This is a genomic window from Tropicimonas sediminicola (assembly GCF_900188335.1).
GTDB lineage: Bacteria > Pseudomonadota > Alphaproteobacteria > Rhodobacterales > Rhodobacteraceae > Tropicimonas > Tropicimonas sediminicola.
This window is the reverse complement of the sequence record NZ_FZOY01000004.1, coordinates 111,300-134,918: the sequence shown is the minus strand read 5'-3', so window position 1 is coordinate 134,918 and position 23,619 is coordinate 111,300. Positions and strand designations below refer to the sequence as shown.

At 65.4% G+C, this 23,619-nt stretch carries 23 protein-coding genes and 1 tRNA gene; 6 read left to right on the top strand and 18 right to left on the bottom strand.

The window, feature by feature from the left end; translation table 11 throughout:
* Positions 1–3 precede the first annotated feature (3 nt).
* From CHB86_RS11600 to CHB86_RS11580, 5 genes are all read right to left on the bottom strand, one after another.
* Positions 4–867, bottom strand: a complete 864-nt coding sequence (locus tag CHB86_RS11600) for an NAD(P)-dependent oxidoreductase (RefSeq protein WP_089233221.1) — start codon at positions 865–867, stop codon at positions 4–6.
* Positions 860–1,720 carry an NAD(P)-dependent oxidoreductase gene (locus CHB86_RS11595; protein WP_089233220.1) on the bottom strand — a complete coding sequence of 287 codons (861 nt, stop codon included), beginning with the start codon at positions 1,718–1,720 and terminating at the stop codon, positions 860–862. Before CHB86_RS11595 ends, CHB86_RS11600 begins: the two co-directional genes overlap by 8 nt.
* Entirely contained in the window at positions 1,717–2,802 is a 1,086-nt protein-coding gene (locus tag CHB86_RS11590; RefSeq protein WP_089233219.1) for a Gfo/Idh/MocA family protein, read from the bottom strand. Before CHB86_RS11590 ends, CHB86_RS11595 begins: the two co-directional genes overlap by 4 nt.
* 107 nt (positions 2,803–2,909) lie before the next feature.
* On the bottom strand, positions 2,910–3,596 hold the full coding sequence (locus tag CHB86_RS11585) for a FadR/GntR family transcriptional regulator (RefSeq protein ID WP_089233218.1): 687 nt from the start codon (positions 3,594–3,596) through the stop codon (positions 2,910–2,912).
* A gap of 157 nt (positions 3,597–3,753) precedes the next feature.
* On the bottom strand, positions 3,754–4,191 hold the full coding sequence (locus tag CHB86_RS11580; RefSeq protein WP_089233217.1) for a cupin domain-containing protein: 438 nt from the start codon (positions 4,189–4,191) through the stop codon (positions 3,754–3,756).
* A gap of 32 nt (positions 4,192–4,223) precedes the next feature.
* Here CHB86_RS11580 and CHB86_RS11575 point away from each other — a divergent pair, with 32 nt between their 5' ends.
* Positions 4,224–5,276, top strand: a complete 1,053-nt coding sequence (locus CHB86_RS11575) for an Ldh family oxidoreductase (RefSeq protein WP_089233216.1) — start codon at positions 4,224–4,226, stop codon at positions 5,274–5,276.
* Between the two features lie 87 nt (positions 5,277–5,363).
* Here CHB86_RS11575 and CHB86_RS11570 read toward each other — a convergent pair whose 3' ends face one another.
* The 6 genes from CHB86_RS11570 to CHB86_RS11545 form a co-directional block, all read right to left on the bottom strand.
* On the bottom strand, positions 5,364–6,335 hold the full coding sequence (locus tag CHB86_RS11570; protein ID WP_176442857.1) for a Bug family tripartite tricarboxylate transporter substrate binding protein: 972 nt from the start codon (positions 6,333–6,335) through the stop codon (positions 5,364–5,366).
* 71 nt (positions 6,336–6,406) lie between these two features.
* The gene (locus CHB86_RS11565) at positions 6,407–7,891 is read right to left on the bottom strand and encodes a tripartite tricarboxylate transporter permease (RefSeq protein ID WP_089233214.1); all 1,485 of its coding nucleotides are present in this window, start codon (positions 7,889–7,891) and stop codon (positions 6,407–6,409) included.
* 32 nt (positions 7,892–7,923) lie between these two features.
* The gene (locus CHB86_RS11560; protein ID WP_176442856.1) at positions 7,924–8,442 is read right to left on the bottom strand and encodes a tripartite tricarboxylate transporter TctB family protein; all 519 of its coding nucleotides are present in this window, start codon (positions 8,440–8,442) and stop codon (positions 7,924–7,926) included.
* 80 nt (positions 8,443–8,522) lie between these two features.
* Positions 8,523–9,476 (bottom strand): TRAP transporter substrate-binding protein, encoded by a 954-nt coding sequence (locus CHB86_RS11555; RefSeq protein WP_089233212.1) that lies wholly within the window; start codon positions 9,474–9,476, stop codon positions 8,523–8,525.
* 158 nt (positions 9,477–9,634) lie between these two features.
* Positions 9,635–10,603 carry an AEC family transporter gene (locus CHB86_RS11550; protein ID WP_089233211.1) on the bottom strand — a complete coding sequence of 323 codons (969 nt, stop codon included), beginning with the start codon at positions 10,601–10,603 and terminating at the stop codon, positions 9,635–9,637.
* A 60-nt stretch (positions 10,604–10,663) separates the two neighbouring features.
* Positions 10,664–11,134, bottom strand: coding sequence for an OsmC family protein (locus tag CHB86_RS11545; RefSeq protein ID WP_089233210.1), 471 nt, complete (start codon positions 11,132–11,134; stop codon positions 10,664–10,666).
* Positions 11,135–11,512: 378 nt separating this feature from the next.
* Between CHB86_RS11545 and CHB86_RS11540 the strand changes: the two genes are divergently transcribed.
* Entirely contained in the window at positions 11,513–12,532 is a 1,020-nt protein-coding gene (locus CHB86_RS11540; RefSeq protein WP_176442855.1) for a Gfo/Idh/MocA family protein, read from the top strand.
* A gap of 102 nt (positions 12,533–12,634) precedes the next feature.
* Here CHB86_RS11540 and CHB86_RS11535 read toward each other — a convergent pair whose 3' ends face one another.
* Positions 12,635–13,414 carry an alpha/beta fold hydrolase gene (locus tag CHB86_RS11535; protein WP_089233208.1) on the bottom strand — a complete coding sequence of 260 codons (780 nt, stop codon included), beginning with the start codon at positions 13,412–13,414 and terminating at the stop codon, positions 12,635–12,637.
* Positions 13,415–13,645: 231 nt separating this feature from the next.
* Positions 13,646–14,569 carry a LysR family transcriptional regulator gene (locus CHB86_RS11530; protein WP_089233207.1) on the bottom strand — a complete coding sequence of 308 codons (924 nt, stop codon included), beginning with the start codon at positions 14,567–14,569 and terminating at the stop codon, positions 13,646–13,648.
* Positions 14,570–14,759: 190 nt separating this feature from the next.
* On the opposite strand from CHB86_RS11530, the gene CHB86_RS11525 reads away from it, so the two are divergent.
* Positions 14,760–15,563, top strand: a complete 804-nt coding sequence (locus tag CHB86_RS11525) for a beta-keto acid cleavage family enzyme (RefSeq protein WP_089233206.1) — start codon at positions 14,760–14,762, stop codon at positions 15,561–15,563.
* A gap of 173 nt (positions 15,564–15,736) precedes the next feature.
* On the opposite strand, the gene CHB86_RS11520 is transcribed toward CHB86_RS11525, so the two are convergent.
* Positions 15,737–16,672: a p-hydroxyphenylacetate 3-hydroxylase reductase component gene (locus CHB86_RS11520; RefSeq protein WP_089233572.1), complete on the bottom strand. Its 936-nt coding sequence runs from the start codon at positions 16,670–16,672 to the stop codon at positions 15,737–15,739.
* A gap of 61 nt (positions 16,673–16,733) precedes the next feature.
* The gene (locus CHB86_RS11515) at positions 16,734–17,843 is read right to left on the bottom strand and encodes an LLM class flavin-dependent oxidoreductase (RefSeq protein WP_089233205.1); all 1,110 of its coding nucleotides are present in this window, start codon (positions 17,841–17,843) and stop codon (positions 16,734–16,736) included.
* A gap of 427 nt (positions 17,844–18,270) precedes the next feature.
* Between CHB86_RS11515 and CHB86_RS11510 the strand changes: the two genes are divergently transcribed.
* A tRNA-Ser gene (locus CHB86_RS11510) sits at positions 18,271–18,360 on the top strand.
* A 118-nt stretch (positions 18,361–18,478) separates the two neighbouring features.
* On the opposite strand, the gene CHB86_RS11505 is transcribed toward CHB86_RS11510, so the two are convergent.
* Positions 18,479–19,117: a hypothetical protein gene (locus tag CHB86_RS11505; RefSeq protein WP_089233204.1), complete on the bottom strand. Its 639-nt coding sequence runs from the start codon at positions 19,115–19,117 to the stop codon at positions 18,479–18,481.
* A 225-nt stretch (positions 19,118–19,342) separates the two neighbouring features.
* Between CHB86_RS11505 and CHB86_RS11500 the strand changes: the two genes are divergently transcribed.
* Both CHB86_RS11500 and CHB86_RS11495 read left to right on the top strand, forming a co-directional pair.
* A complete protein-coding gene (locus tag CHB86_RS11500; protein ID WP_176442854.1) occupies positions 19,343–20,524 on the top strand; it encodes a polysaccharide biosynthesis/export family protein in 1,182 nt (393 codons plus the stop codon).
* Between the two features lie 257 nt (positions 20,525–20,781).
* Positions 20,782–21,471, top strand: a complete 690-nt coding sequence (locus CHB86_RS11495; protein ID WP_176442853.1) for a sugar transferase — start codon at positions 20,782–20,784, stop codon at positions 21,469–21,471.
* A gap of 45 nt (positions 21,472–21,516) precedes the next feature.
* Here CHB86_RS11495 and fcl read toward each other — a convergent pair whose 3' ends face one another.
* Together fcl and gmd are read right to left on the bottom strand one after the other, a co-directional pair.
* Positions 21,517–22,479, bottom strand: a complete 963-nt coding sequence (fcl, locus tag CHB86_RS11490; RefSeq protein WP_089233201.1) for a GDP-L-fucose synthase — start codon at positions 22,477–22,479, stop codon at positions 21,517–21,519.
* A 10-nt stretch (positions 22,480–22,489) separates the two neighbouring features.
* Entirely contained in the window at positions 22,490–23,611 is a 1,122-nt protein-coding gene (gmd, locus tag CHB86_RS11485) for a GDP-mannose 4,6-dehydratase (protein ID WP_089233200.1), read from the bottom strand.
* Between the last annotated feature and the right edge of the window lie 8 nt (positions 23,612–23,619).

Genomic DNA, 23,619 nt, shown 5'->3' with positions numbered 1-23,619 from the left:
GGGTCAGCCCGTGGTCGCGCGCGCGATGGGCAGCAGGATGGCCGAATTGTCCAGCTCGCCCTCGCCGTGCGCGATCGCATCCTCCATCATGGCAAGGTAGGTCTCCGCAAAGGGCAGGCCCTGTCCGGCCGCGGCGGCGCCATCGCGGATCAGCCTGAAGTCCTTGGCCGATTGCGCGATCTTGCCTTGCGGGGCGAAGTCCCGCCGCGCCATCAGATGCCCCTTCGACTCCATCACGGCCGACTGCGCCGCCGAGGCGCGGGCCATCTCGAGGAAGTCGTCCGGGGCAAGCCCGAGGGCTTCGGCAAAGACCATGCCCTCGGCCAGTGCGGCCCGGTTCAGGCCGAGGACGAGGTTGATCGCCAGCTTGGCGCGGTTTCCGTTTCCGATTGCGCCGACGTGGATGTGCTGGCGCGAGAGGGCGTTGAAGATCGGGGCGAGGCGCTGCGCCGTGTCCTTGTCGCCAGCGACCAGCAGCAGCACGTCGCCGCTCGCGAGCGCCCGGCTGGTGCCGGAAATCGGCGCCTCGATGAGGGTGATGCCGCGCATTGCAGCCGCCCCTGCGAGGCCCTGCATCCGCTCCGGATCGCAGGTGCTCATCGACACCAGCACGCAGGGCGCCTTGGGCGCCGCGTCGATCAGCGCTGAAAGCTGGTCGGTGTCGAATACGCAGGACAAGACGACGTCCGCCTTCCAGACCTCTTCGGGAGGGCAGGCCGTGCCGCCCTGCTCGGATAGCTGGTCCATTCGAGTCTCGTCCGGATCGTATCCCCGCAGGTTGTAGCCCGCCGCGAGCAGGCGGCTGGCCAGCGAGGCGCCGATCAGGCCCAGTCCGAAAACGCCGATCTCGGTCCTCGGCTCAACCATCCTGCGCCTGCCGCGTCAGTTGATCGAACATCGGGAAGAGATGCGAGAAATCCGTCTCGCCTTCGCCGATTGCCAGTGCGGCCGCGAGCAGCCGATGGGTCAGGTCGGTATAGGCCGCCGGTCCGCCCTGCGCTGCGGCGAAGCGGGAAGCAAGCCCGAGATCCTTCTCGAGGTTCGCGATCCGCGAGCGTCCGTTCATCGTGCCGCTCAGGATGTCGCGGGGAAAGCGCACCTCGGTCACGAAGCTGCGCGCGTTCCCGGCGTTCAGGACCTCGACCGCGCGCGCGACGTTCAGCCCGGCCTTTTCGGCCAGCGTCAGGCCCTCGCAGGTGGCCATGAAGGCGCTGTGCAGGATCAGGTTGTGGACCAGCTTCATCGCATGGCCCGCGCCGACCGGCCCCATGTGAAAGCGCTGCGCGGAGATCCGGTCCAGCACCGGGGCGATCCCGGCGATGACATTGGCCTCGCCGCCCATCATCAGCGTCAGGGTGCCCGCGTCCGCCCCTGCGGCCCCGCCGGTCATGGCGGCATCGACATAGGCGATGCCCCGGTCGAGGAGCCTTGTGGCCAGCGCGGCGCTGTCATCGGGGTGCGATGTCGTGAGGTCGACGATCACCTGTCCGTCCCTGCCGGGCGCGCTCTCCAGAACCTCAGCGATCTGTGCGGTGCTGGGCACAACGAACACCAGGACGTCGGCATCGAGGATATCCGCCCCGACCCGGTCCGAGAGGTCCGCAGCCTCCAACATGCCGGTCTGGGCATCCGCCGCGGCAACCAGCAGCCCGGCCCCATCGAGGCGCCGCGCGATGCCGCGCCCCATCTGGCCGAGGCCGACGACGCCGGCGCGGGTCAACTCGCTTCCCGGTTCTTGGCCTCGATCATGTCGGCCAGCGTCGCCATTGCGTGGTTGGAGAGCGGCAGGTCCACGACCTCGCCGGTCTCGGCCGAGATGTCGGCGGCCAGGTAGCTCTCCATCACCATCCGCGCATGTTCCGGCGACACCAGCGGTTCGCGATCCAGCAGGACGGATTCGAGGAAGTGCAGCGTCTCCGGCCCCATCTGCCCGGCATACATGTGATCCACATGCTCGCCCGGCATGGTCGACATGGGAAACTGGGTATGCCCCTCGACCGTGTTGAGCCAGTTGTCCCGCGACGTGTCGTCGAGGATCAGCGAGCCCTCGGTGCCGGTGATCTCGATCCACGTGGCGCAGTAATTGGGATAGCTCGGCGGAAGGTTCCAGCCGCCACCGATCACCACCAGCGCGCCGTTGTCCATGTTCACGGTGTTCCACATGCAGTCATAGGAGCCGTTGAGTTCCTTCATGTAGCCGTAGGCACCCTGCGAATAGACGCGCACCGGCTTGGCATCGAGCAGCCAGTAGACGAAATCGAGATCGTGGGTGGATTCCATCGCCGCCGGCGAGAGCTTCACCCGGCCGGCGATCCGCGAGCCGAGGCTGCGCGAGAGATGGCGGCTGACCATCACGTTCACGATCTTGCCGAGCTTGCCCTCGGAAATGGCCTTCTTGGCCCAGGCGATCTTGGGGTTGAAGCGCTGGGAATAGCCGATGGTGAACTTGAGATTGTTCTGGCGCGCGATCGCGATCAGGTCGTCGGCCTCGGCCAGTTCCATCGCGATGGGCTTCTCCAGCAGCACGTGCTTGCCGGCCTTCAGGCAGTCGCGGGCGATGGGGTAGTGGGTCGGCTCCGGCGTGGTCGAAATATAGACCACCTCGATGTTGGGGTTCTTCACGATGTCCTGGTAGTCCATCGTGGCGGTCGCGGGGCTGGTCAGCGCCTTGACCTCCATCAGCCGTTCAGGGCGGATTTCGCAGATGTGAAGCTTGTCGACCAGCGCCGATTTTGCCAGCGATTCCGCGCGCATGCCCCCGCACCATCCGGTGCCGATCACGGCGACTTCCACCTGTCTCATCTCATATCCCCGAGCTTTCCAACGTGTTGATCAGTGTCGCAACTCGGGCCCGCTCTCGGCAAACAAGCTTTGCTGATACTTGCTATGCGACTTTCTGATCCTGTGGCTCAGGCCGGCGGGGCGGCCGTCATTGCCGCCAGCGTGCCTTGCAGGTGCTGGCGCATCGCGGCGCTCGCCGCGGGGCCGTCGCGGCTTTCGAGCGCCGCGAGGATCGCGTCGTGTTCGTCGAAGGAATGGTAGTCAGCGCCGGGGCCGCGCTCCGTGCTCTTGAGGCGCCGCCAGACGACGATGACCCGGACGCCGTTGACCATCCTGTGCAGCGCCTGGAGCAGGGTGTTTCCCGAGGCCGCGGCGATGGTTTCGTGGAACTCGCTGTCGAGTTCCTCGTAGGCGCTCCAGCTTGTCGCTTCGCGCATGGCGCTGGCCAGCCGGCGCAGCTCGCGCAGCTGCAGGGGCGTGGCGTGAAGCGCGGCCAGGTTGGCGAGCTCCGGCTCCAGCACGAGCCGGGCGGTCATGGCGTCGACCGGTCCCGTGCTTTCGGCCAGCTCGGAAATCGCGCCCTCGATCCCGTTGCTGCCGCGCGCGGCGCGCAGGCTGCGCGACAGGAACGTCCCCCGCCCGACATGGCGCTCTAGGATGCCCTCGGCTTCCAGCACGAGATAGGCGTTGCGCAGCTCGGCGCGGCTTACCCCGAGGGTCGTGCACAGGGTGCGTTCCGGGGGCAGGCGGTCGCCCTTCGCCAGTCCGGAGCCGGAGATCCAGTTGCGTAGCCTCGGGAGAACTTTTTCTTGCATTGGTTTACCATCGCGCAGATCCGTCGAGCGCCGGAGAGCGGAAATTCCGCTTGGTTCCTGAACGCTTCCGGGTATGTTGGAAGGGTCTGCCGCGCAGATGACATGGCTTGCCCTCAATGGTCAACCAATTTGCATCTCCCGCTGCGCATTGGCCACGTCACACCTGATCGCGAGGAGACATATGCGCGACCGTTTCGCCGGTTTCCACGAAGGTCCGGGTCACTTCCCGGGCGCCGTAGATCCAGAGGATCTTGAGCGGCCCGTCACCGATGTTGCGAAAGTAATGCGGCACGTCGGCGGGCACGAAGCTGGTGTCCATCGGCCCCAGCGTCGAGACCTCGCCGCCCACCATCGCCTCGGCCGCGCCCTCGAGGATCGTCACCTGCTCGGCGCAGTTGTGGGTGTGCAGCGGCGCGGCGCTGCCAGCGGGAAAGACCGTCGTCCCGGTGGTGAACGGCGCCGCCGGGTCGGTCGAGCGGCCGACGATCAGCCGCGTCTCGACGCCGTCTCCGCGTGCGAAGGGCGTGATGCCCTCGTACCGCACGATTGTTCCGATGGGTCCGTCCTGATGCGCATCGGGTTTCGGGCCTGTCATGTCCTGTCCTTTCATCTGTCTGGGAAACGTCCATGTCACTGATCGAGAAATGTCCCCTCGCGGGGTTGGAGGCCTTCATCGGCCGCTGTCTTGAAGCCTGCACAATGCCGGGGCCGGATGCCGCGAAGGTGGCCGGTCTGATGGCGCAGGCCGACCTGATGGGGCAGGATGGCCACGGCGTGTTCCGCCTGCCGATGTATGTCCGGCGCATCCGGGCCGGCGGGATGAACATGACCCCGACCTTCGAGCGGCTGTCCGAGCGCCCCGCCACCGCGCTGATCGACGGCGACAACGGGATGGGGCATTTGGTGATGCACCATGCCACGGAGCTGGCGATGGACAAGGCGCGCACGACCGGTGTCGCCTGGGTGGGGGCGCGGCACTCCAACCACGCAGGTCCGGCGTCGCTCTATGCGATGATGCCGGCGCGGGAGAACATGATCGGCCTCTACCTCGCGGTGGGCAGCGCCAACCACATGCCGCCCTGGGGCGGAACGGACATGCTGCTCTCGACCAACCCGATCGCGGTGGCGGTGCCGTCGCAGGAGTATCCGCCGATCGTGCTCGATATGGCCACGACCGTCGCGGCCTATGGCAAGGTCAAGACCGCCGCGCAACGGGGCGAGACCATGCCCGAAGGCTGGATGATCGACCGCGAGGGCCGTCCGCTGACCGACCCCGCCCGCGCGTCGGAAGGGTTCCTGCTGCCCATCGGCGGGCCCAAGGGATACGGGCTCTCGCTGATCTTCGGCATTCTGGCCGGGGTGCTGAACGGCGCCGCCTTCGGGCGCGACGTGGTGGATTTCAATGCCGAGGCCGAGACCGTCACCAACACCGGCCACATGATCCTCGCGCTCGACATCGCCGCCTTTGCCGATCCGGCGGCGTTCCGTGCCGGGATCGACGACGTGTGGCGGCAGATGAAATCCTCCGCCCGGATGCCCGGCGTCGGCGAGATCCGCCTGCCTGGCGAGCGGCTGCACCGTGTGATGATCGAGCGCAAGGCCGAGGGCATTCCGATCCCGGCGCAGCTTCGCAACGCGCTGGACAGGCTGGCCGCGGACCTCGGCGTCGCTTCGCTCTGACGAAGCCGCCACGCGAAAAAAGCGCCGGGCGGGAGGCCCGGCGCTTTCGATTGTATCTGCCGCGGAATGCAGCATGGGGCGCGTTCCTTATTGCGAGGTCAGGTCTTTCACCAACTCGTCATAGGCCACGGCCTGCCCTTCGCGCAGGGCCTGGTATTCCGCGCCGGTCATCGGGTCGACGCTCTCGCCAAGGCGGTCCATCAGCTTCTTGAAGGTCTCGTCCTCGGACATCTGGGCGAAGGCGGCCTCGAGCTCGTCGAGCGCTTCCTGCGGCGTGCCGGCCGGCGCAAGCACGAAACGGTGCATGAAGCCGATGTCGCCGTCGATGCCGACCTCGGTGAAGCTCGGCACGTCCTCGAAGATGCGCTCCTCGCCGGCGGTGGCCAGCACGCGGATCTTGCCGGCTTCGACCAGCTCGCCGAGGGCCGAGGGGAAGGCGAGCGACATGTCGGAGTCACCGGCCAGCAGCGCCTGCATGGCGGGGCCGCCCCCCTGGTAGGGGACCATGTTCATCACGAAATCGAGCTTTTTCATGATCTGCGCGGCCGGCACGAAGAAGGCGCCCCAGTTGCCGGAATGGCCGAGCTGCAGCTCGCCCGGGTTCTCCTTGGCAAAGGCCACCAGTTCCTCGAAGGTCTGGAACGGGCTGTCGGCCCGCACGATGATCGAGGCCGGAGCGTAGTTCACCCGTGCCACCGGGACGAAATCCTCGAGCGGCTGGTAAGGCAGGTTCTCGACATACTGCTGCAGCATGTCGATGTAGTTGTGCGTGAACAGCAGGGTGTAGCCATCCGCGGCCGAATTCGCGACCTCCTGGGTGCCCTTCTGGCCGCCGGCGCCCGGCGTCAGCCGCACGATCATCGCCTGGCCGAGGTAGCTGGGAATGATCGAGGTGATGATCCGCGCGTTCAGGTCATGCGAGCCGCCGGCGCCGAGCGGGATCACCATGGTGACCGGCTTCTCGGGGTATTCCGCCAATGCCGGCGACATGGTTGCCGTCAGCGCGGCCCCGGTGATTGCCAGCGAGGCGAGGGCTTTCCTGGTAAAGTTTCTCAACATGGTTTTCCTCCCTTTGTTGATTGGGTCGTTCGCATGAAAGACGCGGCGCATCGCTGCGCCGCGCCGATGTGTCAGGTGGGCAGCGGTCGGCCGTAGAGGCGACGCCACAGGATGAAGCCGATGATCGGGGTGACGAGCAGGACCACGAGGGCGCCCGTGCGTTCCGACAGGAAGAAGCCCAGGGGATTGCCGCTCGACATGGCGACGGTCTGGCCGAAGGCGTATTCCATCGACGGCCCGAGGATGAAGCCCATCACCATCGGCATCACGTCGAACCGCGCCGCCTTGGCTATGATCCCGAAGATCCCGAAGGCCACCAGGATCAGCAGGTCGGTGGAGTCGGAGCGGAACACGTAGGTGCCGGCAAAGGCGAACATGATCACCAGCGGGATCAGGATCGAGGTCTTGATCGTCACCAGGCGGGCGAAGAAGGGGATCGACAGGTAGCCGATGGCCACGAACAGAAGGTTGGCGATGACCATGGCCACGAGGATGGCGAAGACGGTCGCGCCCTGCTCCTCGAAGAGCTGCGGGCCAGGCCGCAGGCCCTGCGCCACGAAGGCGCCGAGCAGGATCGCCGTGACGTTGTCGCCCGGGATGCCGAGGGTCAGCAGCGGCACCATGGTCGGCCCGTTCACCGCGTTGTTGGCGGCCTCGGCGGCGGCGACGCCCTCGATCTCGCCCTCGCCGAATGTCTCGGGATGTTTCGAGGCGTTCTTGGCCGCCGAATAGCCCATCATCGCGGCCACGATCTGGCCGAGGCCGGGCACGATTCCGATGCCGGTGCCGATCACCGTCGAGCGGCAGATCGTCGGCAGGCAGCGACGGAACTCGACGCGGGTCAGACGCTCGCCGACCAGCGCGGCCAGTTGCCGGCTCTTCTCGTTCTTGATCACCACGTTGGCGACCTCGGGAAGGGCGAAGACGCCGATCAGCATGGGCAGCAGCGGGATGCCGGACTTCAGGTCGAAGAGGCCGAAGGTGAAGCGCTCGACGCCGCCCAGCGGGTCTGTGCCGATGAAGGACAGCCAGAGGCCCAGCATCATCATGATCAGGCTCTTGAGCGGGTTGGCAGCCGAGGTGGCGGCGATGATCACGAGGCTCATCAGCAGCACCGCAAAGAGCTCCGGCGGACCGAATTGCATCACGAGGTAGGCGATGGGGAACATCATCACGATGGTGAAGATGTCGCTGCAGGTGTCGCCAAAGGCGGAGGAATAGAGCGCCATGTCCAGCGCCTTGCGGGACTGGCCCTTCTGCGTGAGCTTGTAGCCATCGCGGGAGGTGGCCACGGCCGCGCCGGTGCCCGGCATGGAGATCAGGATCGCCGGCACGCTGCCGCCAAAGATGCCGCCCTTGTAGATCCCGAGCAAAAAGGGAATTCCGACGATCGGGTCAAGGAAGAACGAGATGGGCAGCAGGATGGCCATCGCCATCAGCGTCGTGAAACCGGGCAGCGACCCGACAAGCATACCGGCGAACAGGCCGACGCTCACCATGGCCATCGTGTCAAGGCGCATTGCCATGGCAAAGCCCTGGGTGAACTGTTCAATCATGCGAGCCTCTCGCGTTGAGGAATTTCAGGGGATTACAGCGAAAGAATGCGCGCATAGGCCATTTCGATCGCGTTGAGTTCGGGAAGGGACACGGCCAGCAGCTGTGTGGCCGACAGATAGAGAAGGATCGGTCCGAGCAGCGCCACGAGCGTGATCTGGATGACCGACCGGGCCCCCATTTGCAGGGAGATCAGCGTCATGGCGATGGCGGTCGAGATCAGGAACCCGAAGGGCACCATCGTCAGCGCGTAGAGCGTCATGATGCCGAACAGCGTCACCGCGCGCAGCCATTCGGCCCGGTTCAGACCCTTGTCGACCCGGGACGAGATGCGGGTGCGAACCAGCACCAGGGCGCAGGCGCACATCACCGCCATCGCCGCAAGGACGATGCTGGGAAACAGGCTCGGCGGGATCGCCGAGAGCGAGCGCCCGAACAGGGCCTTCGGGGCCGCGACAAGGGAGTTCATGAAGATCAGCGACAGCACCGACGCGATCATCAGGGCGTTGAGCGTCAATATCTCGGGCGTGAGAAGCGGATGCTTGCGGGTCATTTGCGACCTCCCATTGTTGCTTGTGCCGGGCGCCACGCCTTCGGCCTCCGCCCGTGGCGACTGGTCGACGGATTCGTGCATCATGCTGGAGCCCTCCCCCTGGCTTCGAGTCCGGTTTGAAACAGCGACAGCAGGTCCGGATCGAACCGGGCGCGGCTGCGCGCCAGTTCGGGCTCGGCGGCGTCGCGCCATGCGGCGCGGTCCTCTGCGGTCAGGTGGTGCATCGTCGCGCCGGCCTCGAGCAACGCCCGGGCACAGTGCGCGTCGTCCTCTCGGGCCAGCTCGCGTTGCGCGCGGCTGGCCTCGGTGGCGGCGGCCCTGACGGCCGCGCGGATAGCCTCGGGCAGGGCCTGCAGCCGCGCGCGGTTGAAGAGCAGGAGCGCGATCCCCATCAGGTGCCCTGTGAGGGTGATGGTCGGCAGCGTCTCGTGCAGGCCGAAGTTGTAGGTGTTCGTGAGCGGGTTTTCCTGTGCGTCGACCTCGCCGCGGGACACGGCGCCGGCCAGGTCCTTGGCATCGACGACGCGCGGCTCGAAGCCGAGCGTGCGAAAGGCGCGCTGATGGTCGGCATTGGGCAGCGTTCGCAGCACGAGGCACTTTCCCTGCGCGGGCCGATGCAGCGGGCGGTCGGCGGTCGAGATGTGGCGCAGGCCGTTGTCCCAGATGCCGAGGAGGACCAGGCCGGTATGCGCCTCGACCTCCTGCGCGAAACGTGCGCCCAGGGCTCCGTCCAGAAGGGCGAGCGCCGCGTCCCGGTCCGGAACGGCAAAGGGCATGTCGAACAGCGACAGCGCTTGGATACGGTCCGAGAGGTAGCTCGACGAGATGTAGCAACCATCGAGCTGCCCGCTCTCGACAAGGTCGGGAAGGTCCGCGGTGCCGTGGCCGTCTTCGGCGACATTGGCCCGGATCCGCACCTCGACCGCGCCGCCTGTGCGGCGCTCGATCGCGTCTTGCAGCTGGCTCAGGGCGCGGGTGTGCACCGAGCCGGGGCCCTGGTAGCCGCCGAGGGATATGCGGATCGGTTCCGTCATCCGGGCAGCTCGCCGGCCCACGCCGGATGGGCGTGCGTGTCGGATACGGCAATGGCAATCGTGTCGTGCACGGGTGTCCTCCCTTGTGAGACCCGGGCGCTCCCATTGCCCGTTGCGGTCCCTGTCTTGTGCAGCGCCGGTGTTCGCCCCGGCTTGTCTCAGTCGTTCGTGTACGTTGCTCCCAGGCTGGTTTCAGTTCGGGTCATGGCCTGAGAGAGCTGCGCGTCCGCGCCGCTCCCGCGTTCCGAGATGCCCAGAGCCGTCCAGACCAGCAGCGGCAGGCAGACGAAAGTCACGAGCGTCGAGGTGACGACCGACCCCGCAACCTGCCGCGGGTTGTGCTGGAACCGTTCGGCATAGACGTAGTTGACGATGGCGGTCGGCATGGTGGCCAGCAGGAACACGACGCCCGCGGTCAGCCCGTCCAGGTCCAGAAAGGCGATGACGAACACCGCCGACAGGATGCCGAGCCCCAGGCGCGACACCGCGATGAGCAGGGCAGGGCGCAGGTCGGTCACCTTGAGCGTGGCCAGCGAGGTGCCGAGCAGCAGCAGCATCGCGGGGATCATCATGCCGCTGAGCATCTCCGTCGTCACCATGACGATGTTCGGCACGGGCATGTCCGTCCAGGTCACCAGCAGGACGGCGGCAACGGAATAGAGCAGCGGCTGCCTGGCGATTGTCGCAAGCTGCAGGCCGCCGGCATAGATCGACAGGCCAACCGAGTGCTGCACCACCGACACCACGAAGAAATAGGCCACACCGAGTTGCAGCCCCTCCGGCCCGAAGGCCAGAAGCACCAGCGGCAGCCCCATGTTCCCCGAGTTCGGCAGCATGATCGGCGGCAGGAAGCTGCGCACCGAGCTGCGCGCCATGACCAGCACCAGGAGCCCCAAGGCCCCTGAGATGGCGATGCACAGCAGGGCGGCGCTGGACATCGTGCCGATCGTTTCGGGCGTGATGTCCAGCGACGTGAGCGTGTTGAAGATCAGCGCCGGCGTCGCGACGAGGATGACCACGGTGCTCAGCGTTCGCGTCTCGAACCCGATCGAAGATCGCCCAAGCAGGAAGCCGATCGCGGTGATGACCATGATCGGACCGAGGATGTCCATCATTTGCGTCATCATGACGGCACATCCTCGCAGGGTTGGGGTGGGATCGGGGCGGGCACCTCAAGATGGATTGCCTCAGACCGCCACGCCGTTCAGGGTCCAGTTCTCGACCACCTCGGTGCCCGATTCCTGCAGCATCTTGGAGACCGCGCAATACTCGCGCAAGGTTTCTGTAACCTTTACAGCACCTTCGCGCGGTCCGTCGAAGTCGGCGTTGATGTTCAGTACGACCGAAGGAAACGGCACGTCGATCGGGTTGATCAGGCGGGTGCCGTGGCTGTCCATGGTGACATCGATGTCGATGTCCATGGAGGTGAAGGTGATGCCATTGGCGGCGGCAAGCTTGTTCGAGATCACGTGCGTGCAGCCAACCAGCCCCATGAAGACGTATTCCACCGGCATCGGCCCCTCGTCGGTACCGCCACGCAGGATCGGCTCGTCAATGATCACGCTCTTTCCGCGCGCCTCGGCCACGGACTTGGTGCTGGAGGTGTGCTGACCGGAAACCTTGAATTTCCAGATCGGCTTTTCCTTGACTTTCGACATGTTCGGTCCTTCGGCAAAATGCAGGGCGTGCCAGGGGAAGGTGCCGGGTCAGAGCGTTGCAGTAGCTTGCAAGCGTCTGATTTTCTGCTTCAAAAAGCGCGGTCTCCTCCCCGAGAACGCAAGGTCATGCCAAGGATCATGCAAGCGAGTCGCGTTCAGGGGAAATGGAGTTTTTGCCTAGCTGCCTTCAGGAAACTTGATACTGGGTGCGACGCCACGGGCATCAGGTTCTCTGACGGATAGCATCAGGTTACATTATTTGTTCGGATGGATCGGCTGTCGCTAGGCTTCTGCGGCACTCTCCCGGCCCCATCGCGGGCCGGCGCGGGCGGACAAAACGCCGGGGGCAGAAACCGATATCCGACTGGGAGGATCTCCATGACCGAGGCCACTTCGACCTTTACCGTAGCCATCGCGGGCTTCGGTTGGTGGGGCAAGCATATTGCCAAGCGACTTCAGGGGCATCCCTGGTTGCGAGTGGCCGGGATCGTCGAGCCGGTGACCGACAATCACGACGGCATCCGGGAGATGGGGCTGACCGCATGGACCGACCTTGCCGAGCCGCTGGCGCAGGAGGAGGTCGACGCGGTCATTCTGACCACGCCCAATACCCTGCACGAGGCGCAGATCGCGCAGGTCGCTGCGGCCGGCAAGCACGTGTTCTGCGAGAAGCCGCTGGGCCTCTCGGCCGACAGCGCGCGGCGGTCCGTCAAGGCATGCGAGGCGGCGGGCGTACAGCTCGGCATCGGGCATGAGCGGCGCTACGAGCCGGCCATGCTGGCGCTGAGGGAGGCCATCAGGCGCGAGGAACTCGGGACGATCATGCATGCCGAGGCGGCCTGGAGCCACGACAAGCTCATCGGTGTGCCGGCGAATGACTGGCGCACCCGCAAGGACGTATCGCCCGCGGCCGGCATGACGGCGATGGGGATCCACCTGAGCGATCTGCTGATCTCCTTCTTCGGGCCGGTCGAAACCCTGCACGCCTTCACCGCCAGCCGGTCTCTGGGCTGGGAGACGGGCGACATCGTGACCGTTCAGCTCAAGTTCGAGGCCGGGATGACCGCCACCTTCAGCGCCGTCCTGCACACGCCGCATTTCATCCGCATGCATGTGTTCGGAACCGACAAGTGGGTCGAGATCCTGAACGACAGTCACCCCGACACGCCGGACGGGATCGTGCGCGTGCTGACGTCGGAAAGCGGCAAGCCGGTCGAGCAGACGCACTATGACTGGGAAGATGCGGTGACCGCCAACCTGGAGGCCTTTGCCCATGCAGCCGAGGGGCGGGCGCCCTATCCCTTCACGCCGGAGGAAATGGTCCACAACATCCAGGTGCTGGAGGCGATCGCCCTCTCCGCCGAGACCGGGCAGGCGGTGACCCTGGCGGATATCTGAGTGCCGTGGCCGGCGTAACCGCCACCGGGCGCGGGGAATGATACAGATAAGGGGCGCTGCGCCGTCCGGGTCCGGCCCGGTTCGCGCAGCGCCCCTTTCGCGTCAGGCGTCGAGGCCGAGGAAGCCGAGGATGGCCGCGTTGAACCCGTCCGGACGGTCGATGTTGACGATGTGTTTTGCGCCCGGCACCACGGCATATTCCGAGCCGGGGCAGGCCTGTGCCATGGCCAGCATCGCCTCGGGCGGTGCGGCCGCATCCTCGGCCCCGGCGATGAACAGGGTGGGCACGTTCAGCCCGCCAAGCTGCCGAAGGTAGTCGAGCCCCATCAGCGCATGGGCGCAGCCGCGATACCCCTCGTCGGTGGTCTGCAGGAAGCTCTCGCGCAGCCCGGCCTCCCGTTCGGGATGGCTCTTGCGCGTTTCCTCACCCAGCCACATGCCGACAGTGCCGTTCCAGACCGCTTCGATCCCGCCGTCTTCGAGCATCCCGAGACGGTTGTGCCAGTTCTGAACGAAGGGCGGCGGGGCGTCGGCTCGGGCGGCGCAGCACACCAGCCGCTCGATCCGTTTCGGCGCTGCCAGGCCCAGCCCCAGGGCAGTCATCCCGCCAAGCGACAGGCCCATGACGCTGGCCTTTTCCACGCCGTGGCTGTCGAGCAGGGCGAGCACGTCTCCCACGATATCGTCGAAGCTGTAGGGCGCAGGAGGGGTGGGGCTCTGGCCGTGGCCTCGCGTGTCGCAGCGGATCACCCGGTAGCGGGCCTCGAGCAGCGGCAATTGCGGCTCCCACATCGCCTGCGTTGCGCCAAGGCTGTTCAGCAGCAGCAGGACAGGCGCGCCTTCGCGGCCCGAAACGGTGGAATGTAGTGTCTGACTGGTCATGCTTGATCTGGCCTTCTGGTCTTGCTGCGCGAACGCGCGGTGTCTGGATCGGGAACAGGGCCGGTTCGCGGCATGGCCGATTGGCGGAAATGATCCGCTTCGGCCACGACGACATCGCCTCCTGCCTCGAAGCTAAGGGCAAGACCGCAAGCAATTGAAATAATATAAGATCGCGGGAGGCATCAGGAAACGTGATGGCCGACGCGCCTCTTTCCGGAGATGGGCGTGTCGTTACCTGCGGCTGAAGGGCTCGATCTCGAGCGAGGAGTTGAGCTCTTCCTGCAGGATGTCCGCAAAGGCTTGAGCCGCTTCGCTGAGGGGGCGCTTGCGGGTCTCGATCCGCATGTAATCCACCATCAGCGGCGGATCGGCGAGCGGCGCGACCTGACGCGGCCCGCCTTTCAGGTCTGGCAGGCACATGATGCCCGACAGGATCGTCACCCAGTCCGAGTTCGCCACCATGTCGAGCGTGCCGTGCATCGTGTCGAGTTCCATCAGGTCGGTCACCTGGACCTGGTTCGCGGTGATGTAGTTCTCGATCCGTCGCCGCCGGGCATTGCCCGGCCCGGGAAGCACAAGTTTCAGGGGCGACACGTCCCGGAGCAGCACTCCGTCCTTCGTCAGCGGAAGCTCCCTGTCCGAACGGCAGACGAGGCATTCGTGGTCGGTGCCCATCCGCTTCGAGATCAGGGCCTCGTCAAGCTCGACAAAGGCGGGCACCACGCCGAAATCGAGCCGCCCTTCCCGCACCTCCTGAAGGAGGTTGCCGGAATAGGATTCCGAGACCGACAGCCGGACCTCGGGGTATTCCGTGCCGAAGCGCTTCAGGACGGCCGTCAGCACCGCCCGGGTGAAGGTCGGCATCAAGCCCACGTGGACATGGCCGACGACCGTCTTGGACAGCGACTGCAGGCGCTCTTCGGCGATGCGCGCAGCGGCGAGCACCTTGACCGCTTCCTTGTAGAAGGCCCGTCCGACCTCGGTCGGCGTCACGCCCGAGGAGCTGCGTTCGAACAGGGTCACGCCGTAGCGTTTCTCGATCTGGCTGACATGCATCGAAAGCCCGGACTGCGTGGCGTGAACCTTGTCCACCGCTGCCGAAAACGATCCCTGTTCATAGACGGTAACGAAGTAACGAAGTTGCTGCAGCTTCATCTGGCTATCCGATTTTCTTATGGCCACTATCCCGTATTGTACTTATTTGTGAAGGGTCGGCATCGGATATTTTCGTCCTGCGACGATTTCAGGAGTGCATCATGGTTGCAAACCTCCGCATTGGGAAACCCATGCAAATGTCTGCCGGTTCCTGCCCGACGGGCGCCGTCATCCTGGCGGGAGCGGCGCGATGACGCCGTTGCCACGGTTGATGGTCGCGCCCAACGGCGCAAGGCGTGGCAAGGCCGATCACCCGGCGCTGCCGATCACCGATGACGAGATCGTGGAGACAGCGCGGGCCTGCCAGGACGCGGGCGCGGACGGAATCCACGTGCACATCCGCGACGAGCGCGGCCGGCATCTGCTCGATGCCGGGCGATACCATGCGCTGCTGGATCGCCTGGGCGATGCGGTGCCCGGCATGTACCTGCAGGTCACCTCCGAGGCCGCTGGGCGCTACGAGGCGGCGGAGCAACGCGCGATGATGCGCAAGCTCAAGCCGGCGCACGTCTCCGTCGGTCTGCGCGAGATGGTGCGCAGGCCGGAAGACTGGCCGGAGGCTCGGGATTTCTACCACTGGGCAAAGGACAGCGGGGTCGAGATCCAGCATATCCTGTATTCGCCTCACGAGGTCGGCGCCTTTGCCGTCGCCTGTGCCAGCGGCCTGATCCCCGGAACAAGCCAGGCGGTGATCTTCGTCCAGGGCAGCTATGCCAACGGTTCGCGGGACAGCATCGCGCTGGAGGAATACCTGCAGCCGCTCTCGCGGGCCGGCGATGTCGCCTTCGACTGGATGGTCTGTGCCTTCGGCGCAGAGGAGACCGCCAGCCTGGTGCGTGCCGCGGAACTCGGCGGCAAGGCCCGGGTGGGGTTCGAGAACTCGCTGTGGAACGCCAATGGCGAGGTGGCGGAGGACAATGCCGCGCGGGTCCGCGAAGTCTTTGCCGCGTTGCAGGGTGTCGGACGGCCGGTCGTCAGCCAGCCGACCAATTGATCGCAGGCTCATGGCAGGCGGTGGCACGAGCATCCTCGGCCGCTGCCTTTTCTTTTGCGCTGAATGCAAGCGTGCTCCCCACAACGGGCGCGGCCCGGCCGGGGAGAGGTCGGCCGGGCCGCAATCGGGCCAGAATCGGTCCCTGCGGTAAGGGACGGGGCAGGAGCCGTCCTTTACGGCCCGATGAGCTGTCGCAGAACGCTGGTGAAGGTGTCGATCTCGTCGTCGCTGAAGCGTTCGAAGGTTTCCTGGGCATGGGCTTCGGCAAGGTCCCAGCATTGATCTGCCTTGGACTGCCCGGCGGCGGTCAGGCTGTAGCCGGACTCGCTCTTCTCGATCAGACCGGCGGCGAAGAGGTTCTGCAGCGCCACCCGCGCTTCGGTGATCGGGGTGTGCATGTGAACCACCAGCTGTTCGGCGGTGATGCTGGTCAGATCGTTAAGCACCAGCAGGGTGCGGGCTTCGAACAGGCTCAGGCCGAGGGTCTTGAGCTTGGGCTGGTACTGCTCCTGATAGGCGCGAACCGCGCGCAACATCAGGAAGAAGGTGTGATTGCCCATCCGTCCCCGGTCCAGGTCGGGCGAGGCGCCTTCGGCGGCCGGCGGGATGGTGTCGGGGTGGTTGAACACCACGGCATAGGAGCCCTGGTGGAAGCAGAGCGGCGAGCGGCCGAAATCGTCGAAGGCCAGCACCCGGCCTACGAAGATCCAGTGATCGCCCCCGTCGAGCTTGTCATAGGTCTCGCACTGGAACCGCCCGGCACAGTTGGGAAAGATCGGCGCACCGCCGATGCCTTCTTCCCAGTCGATTCCGGCGAACTTGTCCTTCTGCTGCCGCGCGAAGTGGTTCGACATCTCGAGCTGGTCGGAGGCCAGAATGTTGACGGCGAAATGCGTCGCGGATTCGAAGACCTCGCAACTCCGCGCCTCCTTCATGCTGCTCCACAGGATCAGCGGCGGATCCATGGAGAGCGAGTTGAAGCTGCTGGCCGTGACGCCCACCTGCGTGCCGTCCGGGGCCCGCGCCGTGATGATCGTCACCCCCGTCGCGAAGTTGCCAAGCGCCCGGCGAAACGCTTTCGGATCGATCTCGATTTGCTGCGTCATCATTGTCATCTCGTGTCTCCGGGGGCAGGGGGCGGCGGTGCAGGGTGACCGGACGGCCGATCACTCAGGCAGCGACGGCGCTAGGCTCCGATTTCGTGGCCTCGGTCAGGATCGGCATCACCTTCTCGGCCATCAGGATCATACCCCTGCGGCCGAGATCGTAATCGGCCCAGTCATGCCCGGCGTAGATCAGGTGCCGGAAGGGGCCGGTTTCCTCGCGCAGGGCGAGGACCTGATCGGCGACCGAGGCGGGATCGCCGTGAATGACCAGGCGGTCGAGCACGTAGTCCAGCGTGACCTCGTCATCGGGCATGTTCTGATCCTCTTTGAAGAGGTTCAGCCGCCCGCCGGCCCGCATCTTCCGCAGGAGCTGTGAATAATAGAGCACGTAAGGGCTGCCGGCATCGCGGGCATAGGCGCGTGCGGTCTCCATGTCGTCGGCGACGCAGATGTTCTTGGCCACGCGCCAATCCCCGTAATCCGGAACGATCCCGGCCTTCTCGCAACCCTCGACGTATTTCGGCCAATGGGTCGCCACCCATTTCGGCAGCAGGAAGTTGGCGGAGATCGGTTGCCAGCCGCGCTCGGCCATCGCCGCTACGCCCTTGGAGAACGGGGCCACGGCGGTGCCGACGATCGGCGGGTGCGGATCCTGGTAGGGCTTCATGATCTCGCCCTGGCCGATCTCCGGCATCATCGTGCGCTCGGTCGAGACCTTCCAGTACTTGCCCTCGAGGTTGTAGGGAGCCTGGCCGGCCCAGATGTCGAGCACCATGTTGATGCACTCGACGAACATCGCGTTGCGGTCCTGGTCGAGCGAGCCGAAAGCCTCGGCGTCCGACATCAGCCCGCCCGGCGAGATGCCGAAGTTCAGCCGGCCTTCGAGCATGTGATCCAGCATCGCCACCTCCGCCGCAATGCGGGCAGGGTGGGAATTGGGCATGTTCACGGTGCCGGTGCCAAGGCGGATGTTCTTCGTCTCGTAGGCGAGGCTCGATAGGAAGGCGACGGTCGAGGTGATGATCTCGGCCTGATCGGTCGTGTGCTCGCCGCAATAGGCTTCTGCGAACCCGAGTTGATCGGCCAGCAGAAAGGCTTCGCGGTCCTCCGCAAGGCTCTTCGCATAGGGCTTGCCCAGGGGATGAATCGGCATCGTGAAGAAAGACAGCTTCATTGGGGGCTCCTTGGCTTTCGAAAAAGTCTGGAGCACTTGGGGCAGCTGAAAAACTGAAACTTTCTGATGTTTTCCATCGCCTTTTTTGATGGTGGTTATTGCGTGGCCGGCCGGTGCGGTACGGTGCCGCTTCGCAACCTGCGCAGGCCGGCGGCGGGCTTACCACGTCGGGGCACGCGCGCGGTCTCTGCGCGGGTCACCCGTGAGATGGCCTCGAGTTCGGCTTCAAGCACCCCGGGTCAGCGCCCAATTCCTGCCCGGCAGCGCGATCCAGCGGTCCGGAAACCTTGCCGTACAGCCTCCGAAGAACCCCTCCCCGGAGTTGTCTCTTCAGGATTTCAAGGCGTTCGGTGCCGCGAGCGGCTTTTTGAACCACGAGACAATTCCGCCTTGTGTCCCCTCGGGTTGGACCGTTATACGGGTCGGCGGAGACGTGGCCGAGTGGTCGAAGGCGCTCCCCTGCTAAGGGAGTAAACCGGAAACGGTTTCGTGGGTTCGAATCCCATCGTCTCCGCCACCTGCACCTGCGAAATCAAACAGTCTGCGCGATTGCGGAGCGACGATCGGTGATGTCGCGCCCGGTGGTGCGGAGGGGTGCCGTGTTGGGGAAAGTGGGACGGGGCTGATCTCAACCCTCACTCGGCGGAAGGGATGCGGGCCTCCACGGCTGCGACGATTTCCGGGAAGGCCTCTCTTGCGGGATCGATCTGCTGCGGGCGAAACATCAGGATGGTTTCCACGTCCCTTTCGATTCCAACACGGATCTGCGGATCGGAAACGACATCCTCGCCCTGTCCGGCCGCGAAGCGCAGCCGTCTGGAGGCAAGCGACGAGGAGTAGGGGGCGAGTTCATAGGACCGCCTGAAGGCCTCGAGCGCGGGTTCCGGCTGGCGCGTTCCCCTCAGGCTTTCGGCCAGCAATTGCCAGGCATGGGCGCTCGCCGGGTTGACCGCGAGGCTCGCTTCGGTGAGCGAGGCGGCGCGGGCGGTGTGTTCGCGCATCGTGTCCACGGTGATCGTCGACAGGTCCGCCCCCTGCATGAGCGCGTTCGCGATGAAATGCGCCTCGCCGTAGCCCATCTGGTAGAGGTATCCCGCGGTGTCGTACATCGTGGCCGTCAGGATTGGGCGGGTGCCACCATAGGGGGCCTCCACGCGCAACTCGCGGTTGAACGCCGGCGTGTCGCCAAGGGTGGACACGCCCTGCCAGGCGGCAAAGACCAGCACGGCGAAGCTGGCGACAGGAGCGAGGGTCAGGGATTGGGAGGCAGGCATCGGCTCGCAAATCTAGCGGTGGGTCCGGCGGTCAGTGGCATAAATTGTAATGCCGGACACAAGACCACGACCCGCCCGGACTCGCAAACGGCTTTTCGTCCGAGGTCGCGCCTGCAGCTGCCGTGCAAAAATGGCGCACTTGCCGGAGCGTCATAGGGCTGTCACTTGAATTGAGGCAGGCAATTCCCGAGAAATAAACAAAAAACTCATATTGAGGATATCGAGGTGATTCGGGCAAACGGAATTGTCCTGGCCAGTTGCATCGCGCTGGTCGGATGCGGTGGCGGTGGGCCAAGTTCCCGCGCCATTCTCCACGGGACGGATGTTGTCGTCGGCCGCGCCAAGAACGACGCCGCCGTCAACGACGCTCCCTATGTACTTATAAATGTCGACCGGGGCATCGCGTCCTCGGTGACCCATGCGCGGCGCGCCGACGAGGCGCGCGGCTTCCACCCCGTCGGCTCTCCTGCCGGGGTGGTGATCGGTCGCGGCGACGTGCTGGAGATCTCCATCGTCAGCACGGCCGAAACCGGCTTCATGGATTTCACCACGGCGTCGATCTCGCCGATCTCCCAGACCACGCTGGTCCCGCAGGAGGTCAGCAGCGACGGTATGGTGCGTGTTCCGCCGCTTGGCCGGATCAAGGCGCAGGGCATGACGGTGCAGCAGTTCGAGAACACGCTCACCCGGATGCTCAGCGACGTGCTGGTCGATCCGGCCGCCATCGTGCGCATCTCGGACCGGCAGAGCGCCAAGGTCTCGGTCGTGGGGCAGGTGGGCGTGCCCGGCAAATACGCGATCGACGAGTCCAACCTCCGGCTGCTGGACATGATCTCCGCCGCCGGCGGCCCGGTCGAACGCTCCGAGAACCTGAGCGTCAAGGTCAGCCGCAATGGGGTGACCCAGAGCGCCCTGATGCGCGACGTGCTCTCCAACCCGCATCTCAACATCTACGTCCGGACCAACGACGTCATCGAGGTGGAGACCCCGGAGAACAGGATCACCATCCTCGGCTCCGGCGGGACGAAGAACGCGACGCTGCTGATGAACGAGCCGGACAGCACGGTCGTCGATGTCCTCGGCAATGGCGAGGGGCTTGCCAACCGGCAGGCCGACCGGTCCGGTGTGTTCCTCTATCGGGACGTGCCGACCAGCACGCTGAGCCAGCTCGGGGTCGAGACCTACAGGTTCACCGCCCCGACGGTTCCGACGATCTTCCGCTTCGACCTGACCCAGCCCGAGTCGCTGTTCGCGGCGAAGTCCTTCGAAGTTGCCGATGGCGACATCCTGTATCTGTCCACCAGCATCAAGGATGCCTTCGAGGCGCTGTCGACCTTCATCCCGGTGCCGGCGGACTACATCGCCGACTGGACGATCGACGGCGCGAACGTCATCATCACCGATTGATTTCGAGGTCCCGGCGCCGGGGTCTGACCCTTGGCCCGGCCTCGCACAGAAAACAGGCAGCCACCCTTCCGTTGCATACGGATTCGGTGGCTGCCGATCCTTTATGCAACAAGTGCGCATTCGCGCGCCGACCTGTCATTTACCCGTCAACATTCACCTGCTAACAAAACTCCGAAAATCGTCAATGTATTGCCCGGTTTTCCGCGTTTGTAAGAATCGCTGTGGATATGCAGCGAGTGAGTATTTCGGGGATTTTTATGAGACAGCATGCGGTGGCGCTTTCAGTTCCCAGGATTTTCCAGGGGCCTACCCAGCACTTCTATAGCGAAGATCAGACCGACGTTACTCACTGGAGTCTGCGCTTCAAGGTCGGAAAGTTCGTCTTCGACAAGGGTTTGGCGCTGACCGGCATCTCCCTGATGGTCGGCGTGGCGCTCGTGCTGCTGCTCCTGAACCCGCTGCTGAACCCGGGGCCGCTGTTCTTCCGGCAGACCCGTATGGGCAAGAACGGCGCCGAGTTCAGAATGTGGAAGTTCCGGACGATGATTCCCGTCGACGAGTCGCAGATGCGCAAGGCGGACGGGGCCCTGGAACAGGATCGGATCACGCCTTTGGGGCAATTCCTGCGCACCTATCGCATCGACGAGTTGCCCAATTTCCTGAACGTGCTGCGCGGCGACATGAGCGTGATCGGGCCGCGCCCGGATTCGGCCTCCCACGCGAAGCACTTCGCCAAGGTCATCCCGCATTACAACTATCGCTTCAAGGTGAAGCCCGGGATTACCGGCCTCGCCCAGATCGAATCCGGCTATGCCGAGGGGATCGAGGCGACCGAGATCAAGGCGCATTACGACCAGATCTATGTCGAGACGTCCTCCGGGCGGCTGGACCTCTACATCGCCGTGCGCACGATCCTCGTCATGCTGACCGGTTACGGCGCACGCTGACGACCGGCGCGGGCGGCACGTCGCGCCGCCCTTCCGCCCTGCGGCCTAGCCCCTGAGGTCGGCCGCGTTCTCCAGGTACCAGTCGTAGGTTTCGCGGATGCCGGCCTCCAGCGCGATCTGGGCTTGCCAGCCCATCTGCGCGAGCCGGGAGACGTCCATCAGCTTGCGCGGCGTTCCGTCCGGCTTGCTGCGGTCGCAGACGATGCGGCCCTGAAACCCTGTGACGCCCGCAACCATCCCCGCCAGGTCCGCGATGCTGATGTCCGTGCCGGTGCCGACATTGATGTGGCTCAGCATCGGGTCGGTGTTGGCCGCGTAGGTCTCCCGGTCCAGCCCAAGCACGAAGAGCGAGGCGCGGGCCATGTCGTCGACGTGCAGGAACTCCCGCCGCGGCGTGCCTGACCCCCAGATCACCACCTCTTCCGCACCCTCGCGGGCCGCTTCGTGGAAGCGCCGCATCAGCGCCGGCAGGACATGGCTGTTGGACGGGTGGAAGTTGTCGCCGGGGCCGTAGAGGTTCGTCGGCATGACGGACCGGTAGTCGACGCCGTATTGCCGGTTGTAGCTTTCGCACAGCTTGATACCCGCGATCTTCGCGATGGCGTAAGGCTCGTTGGTGGGCTCCAGAGTGCCGGTGAGCAGCGCGTCCTCGGCCATCGGCTGCGGCGCCATCTTTGGGTAGATGCAGGAGCTGCCGAGAAACAGCAGCCGGCGAACTCCGGCCTCATAGGCGTGATGGATGACATTGGCCTCCATCATCAGGTTCTCGTAGATGAACCCCGCCGGGTAGGTGTTGTTGGCGTGAATGCCGCCGACCTTGGCCGCGGCAAGGATCACCTGATCCGGCGTCTCCTCTCGGAAGAAGGTGCGCACCGCCGCCTGGTCGGTCAGGTCGAGCTCCGCGTGGGGCCGGGTCAGGATCTGCTCCGCCGGCGTGCCGGCCGCCAGCATCTGGCGATGGATGGCAGAGCCGACCATGCCGCGGTGACCGGCGAGAAAGGTCTTCATCGCATATCCCTCAGAGTTCGAGCGATACCGGCATATCCATGCCGTGTTCGCGCAGCAGGGCGTGGCGGCGGGCGGATCTCAGGTCTTCCGCCACCATCTCGGCGCACATCTCCTGGACGGTGATCTGCGGCTCCCAGCCGAGCCGCTCCTTGGCGCGGCTCGGGTCGCCCAAGAGGGTCTCGACCTCTGCGGGGCGGAAGTAGCGCGGGTCGATCCGGACGATGACCTGGCCGGGCTTCACCGCCGGGGCCATGTCGCTGGTGACGGCGACGACGGTGCCGATCTCGCTCTCGCCTTCGCCGGAGAACGCGATCTCGATCCCGAGTTCGGCCGCCGACCAGGTGATGAAGTCGCGCACGGAATACTGCACGCCGGTGGCGATCACGAAATCCTCAGCCACGTCCTGCTGCAGCATCATCCACTGCATCCGCACGTAGTCCTTGGCGTGGCCCCAGTCGCGCAGCGCCGAGATGTTGCCCATGTAGAGGCAATCCTCGAGGCCCTGGGCGATGTTGGCGAGGCCGCGGGTGATCTTGCGGGTCACGAAGGTCTCGCCGCGGCGCGGGGACTCGTGGTTGAAGAGGATGCCGTTGCAGGCATACATCCCGTAGGCCTCCCGGTAGTTCACCGTGATCCAGTAGGAATAGAGCTTGGCGACGGCATAGGGCGAACGCGGGTGGAACGGCGTCGTTTCCTTCTGCGGGATCTCCTGGACGAGGCCGTAGAGTTCCGAGGTCGAGGCCTGGTAGAAGCGCGTCTTTTTCTCCAGCCCGAGGAAGCGGATCCCCTCCAGCAGCCGCAGCGTGCCGATGGCGTCGACGTCGGCGGTGTATTCCGGCGCCTCGAAGCTCACCGCGACATGGCTCTGCGCGCCGAGGTTGTAGACCTCGTCAGGCTCCACCTCGCGCAGGATGCGGGTGAGGTTCGATGTGTCGCTCAGGTCGCCGTAATGCAGCTTGAGGCGCGGGTTCGGCTCGTGCGGGTCCTGGTAGATGTGGTCGATCCGCTGGGTGTTGAACATCGAGGCGCGCCGCTTGATGCCATGCACCTCGTAGCCCTTCTCAAGCAGGAACTCCGCGAGATAAGATCCGTCCTGCCCGGTGATGCCGGTGATGAGTGCCGTCTTCGTCATACGTCCCA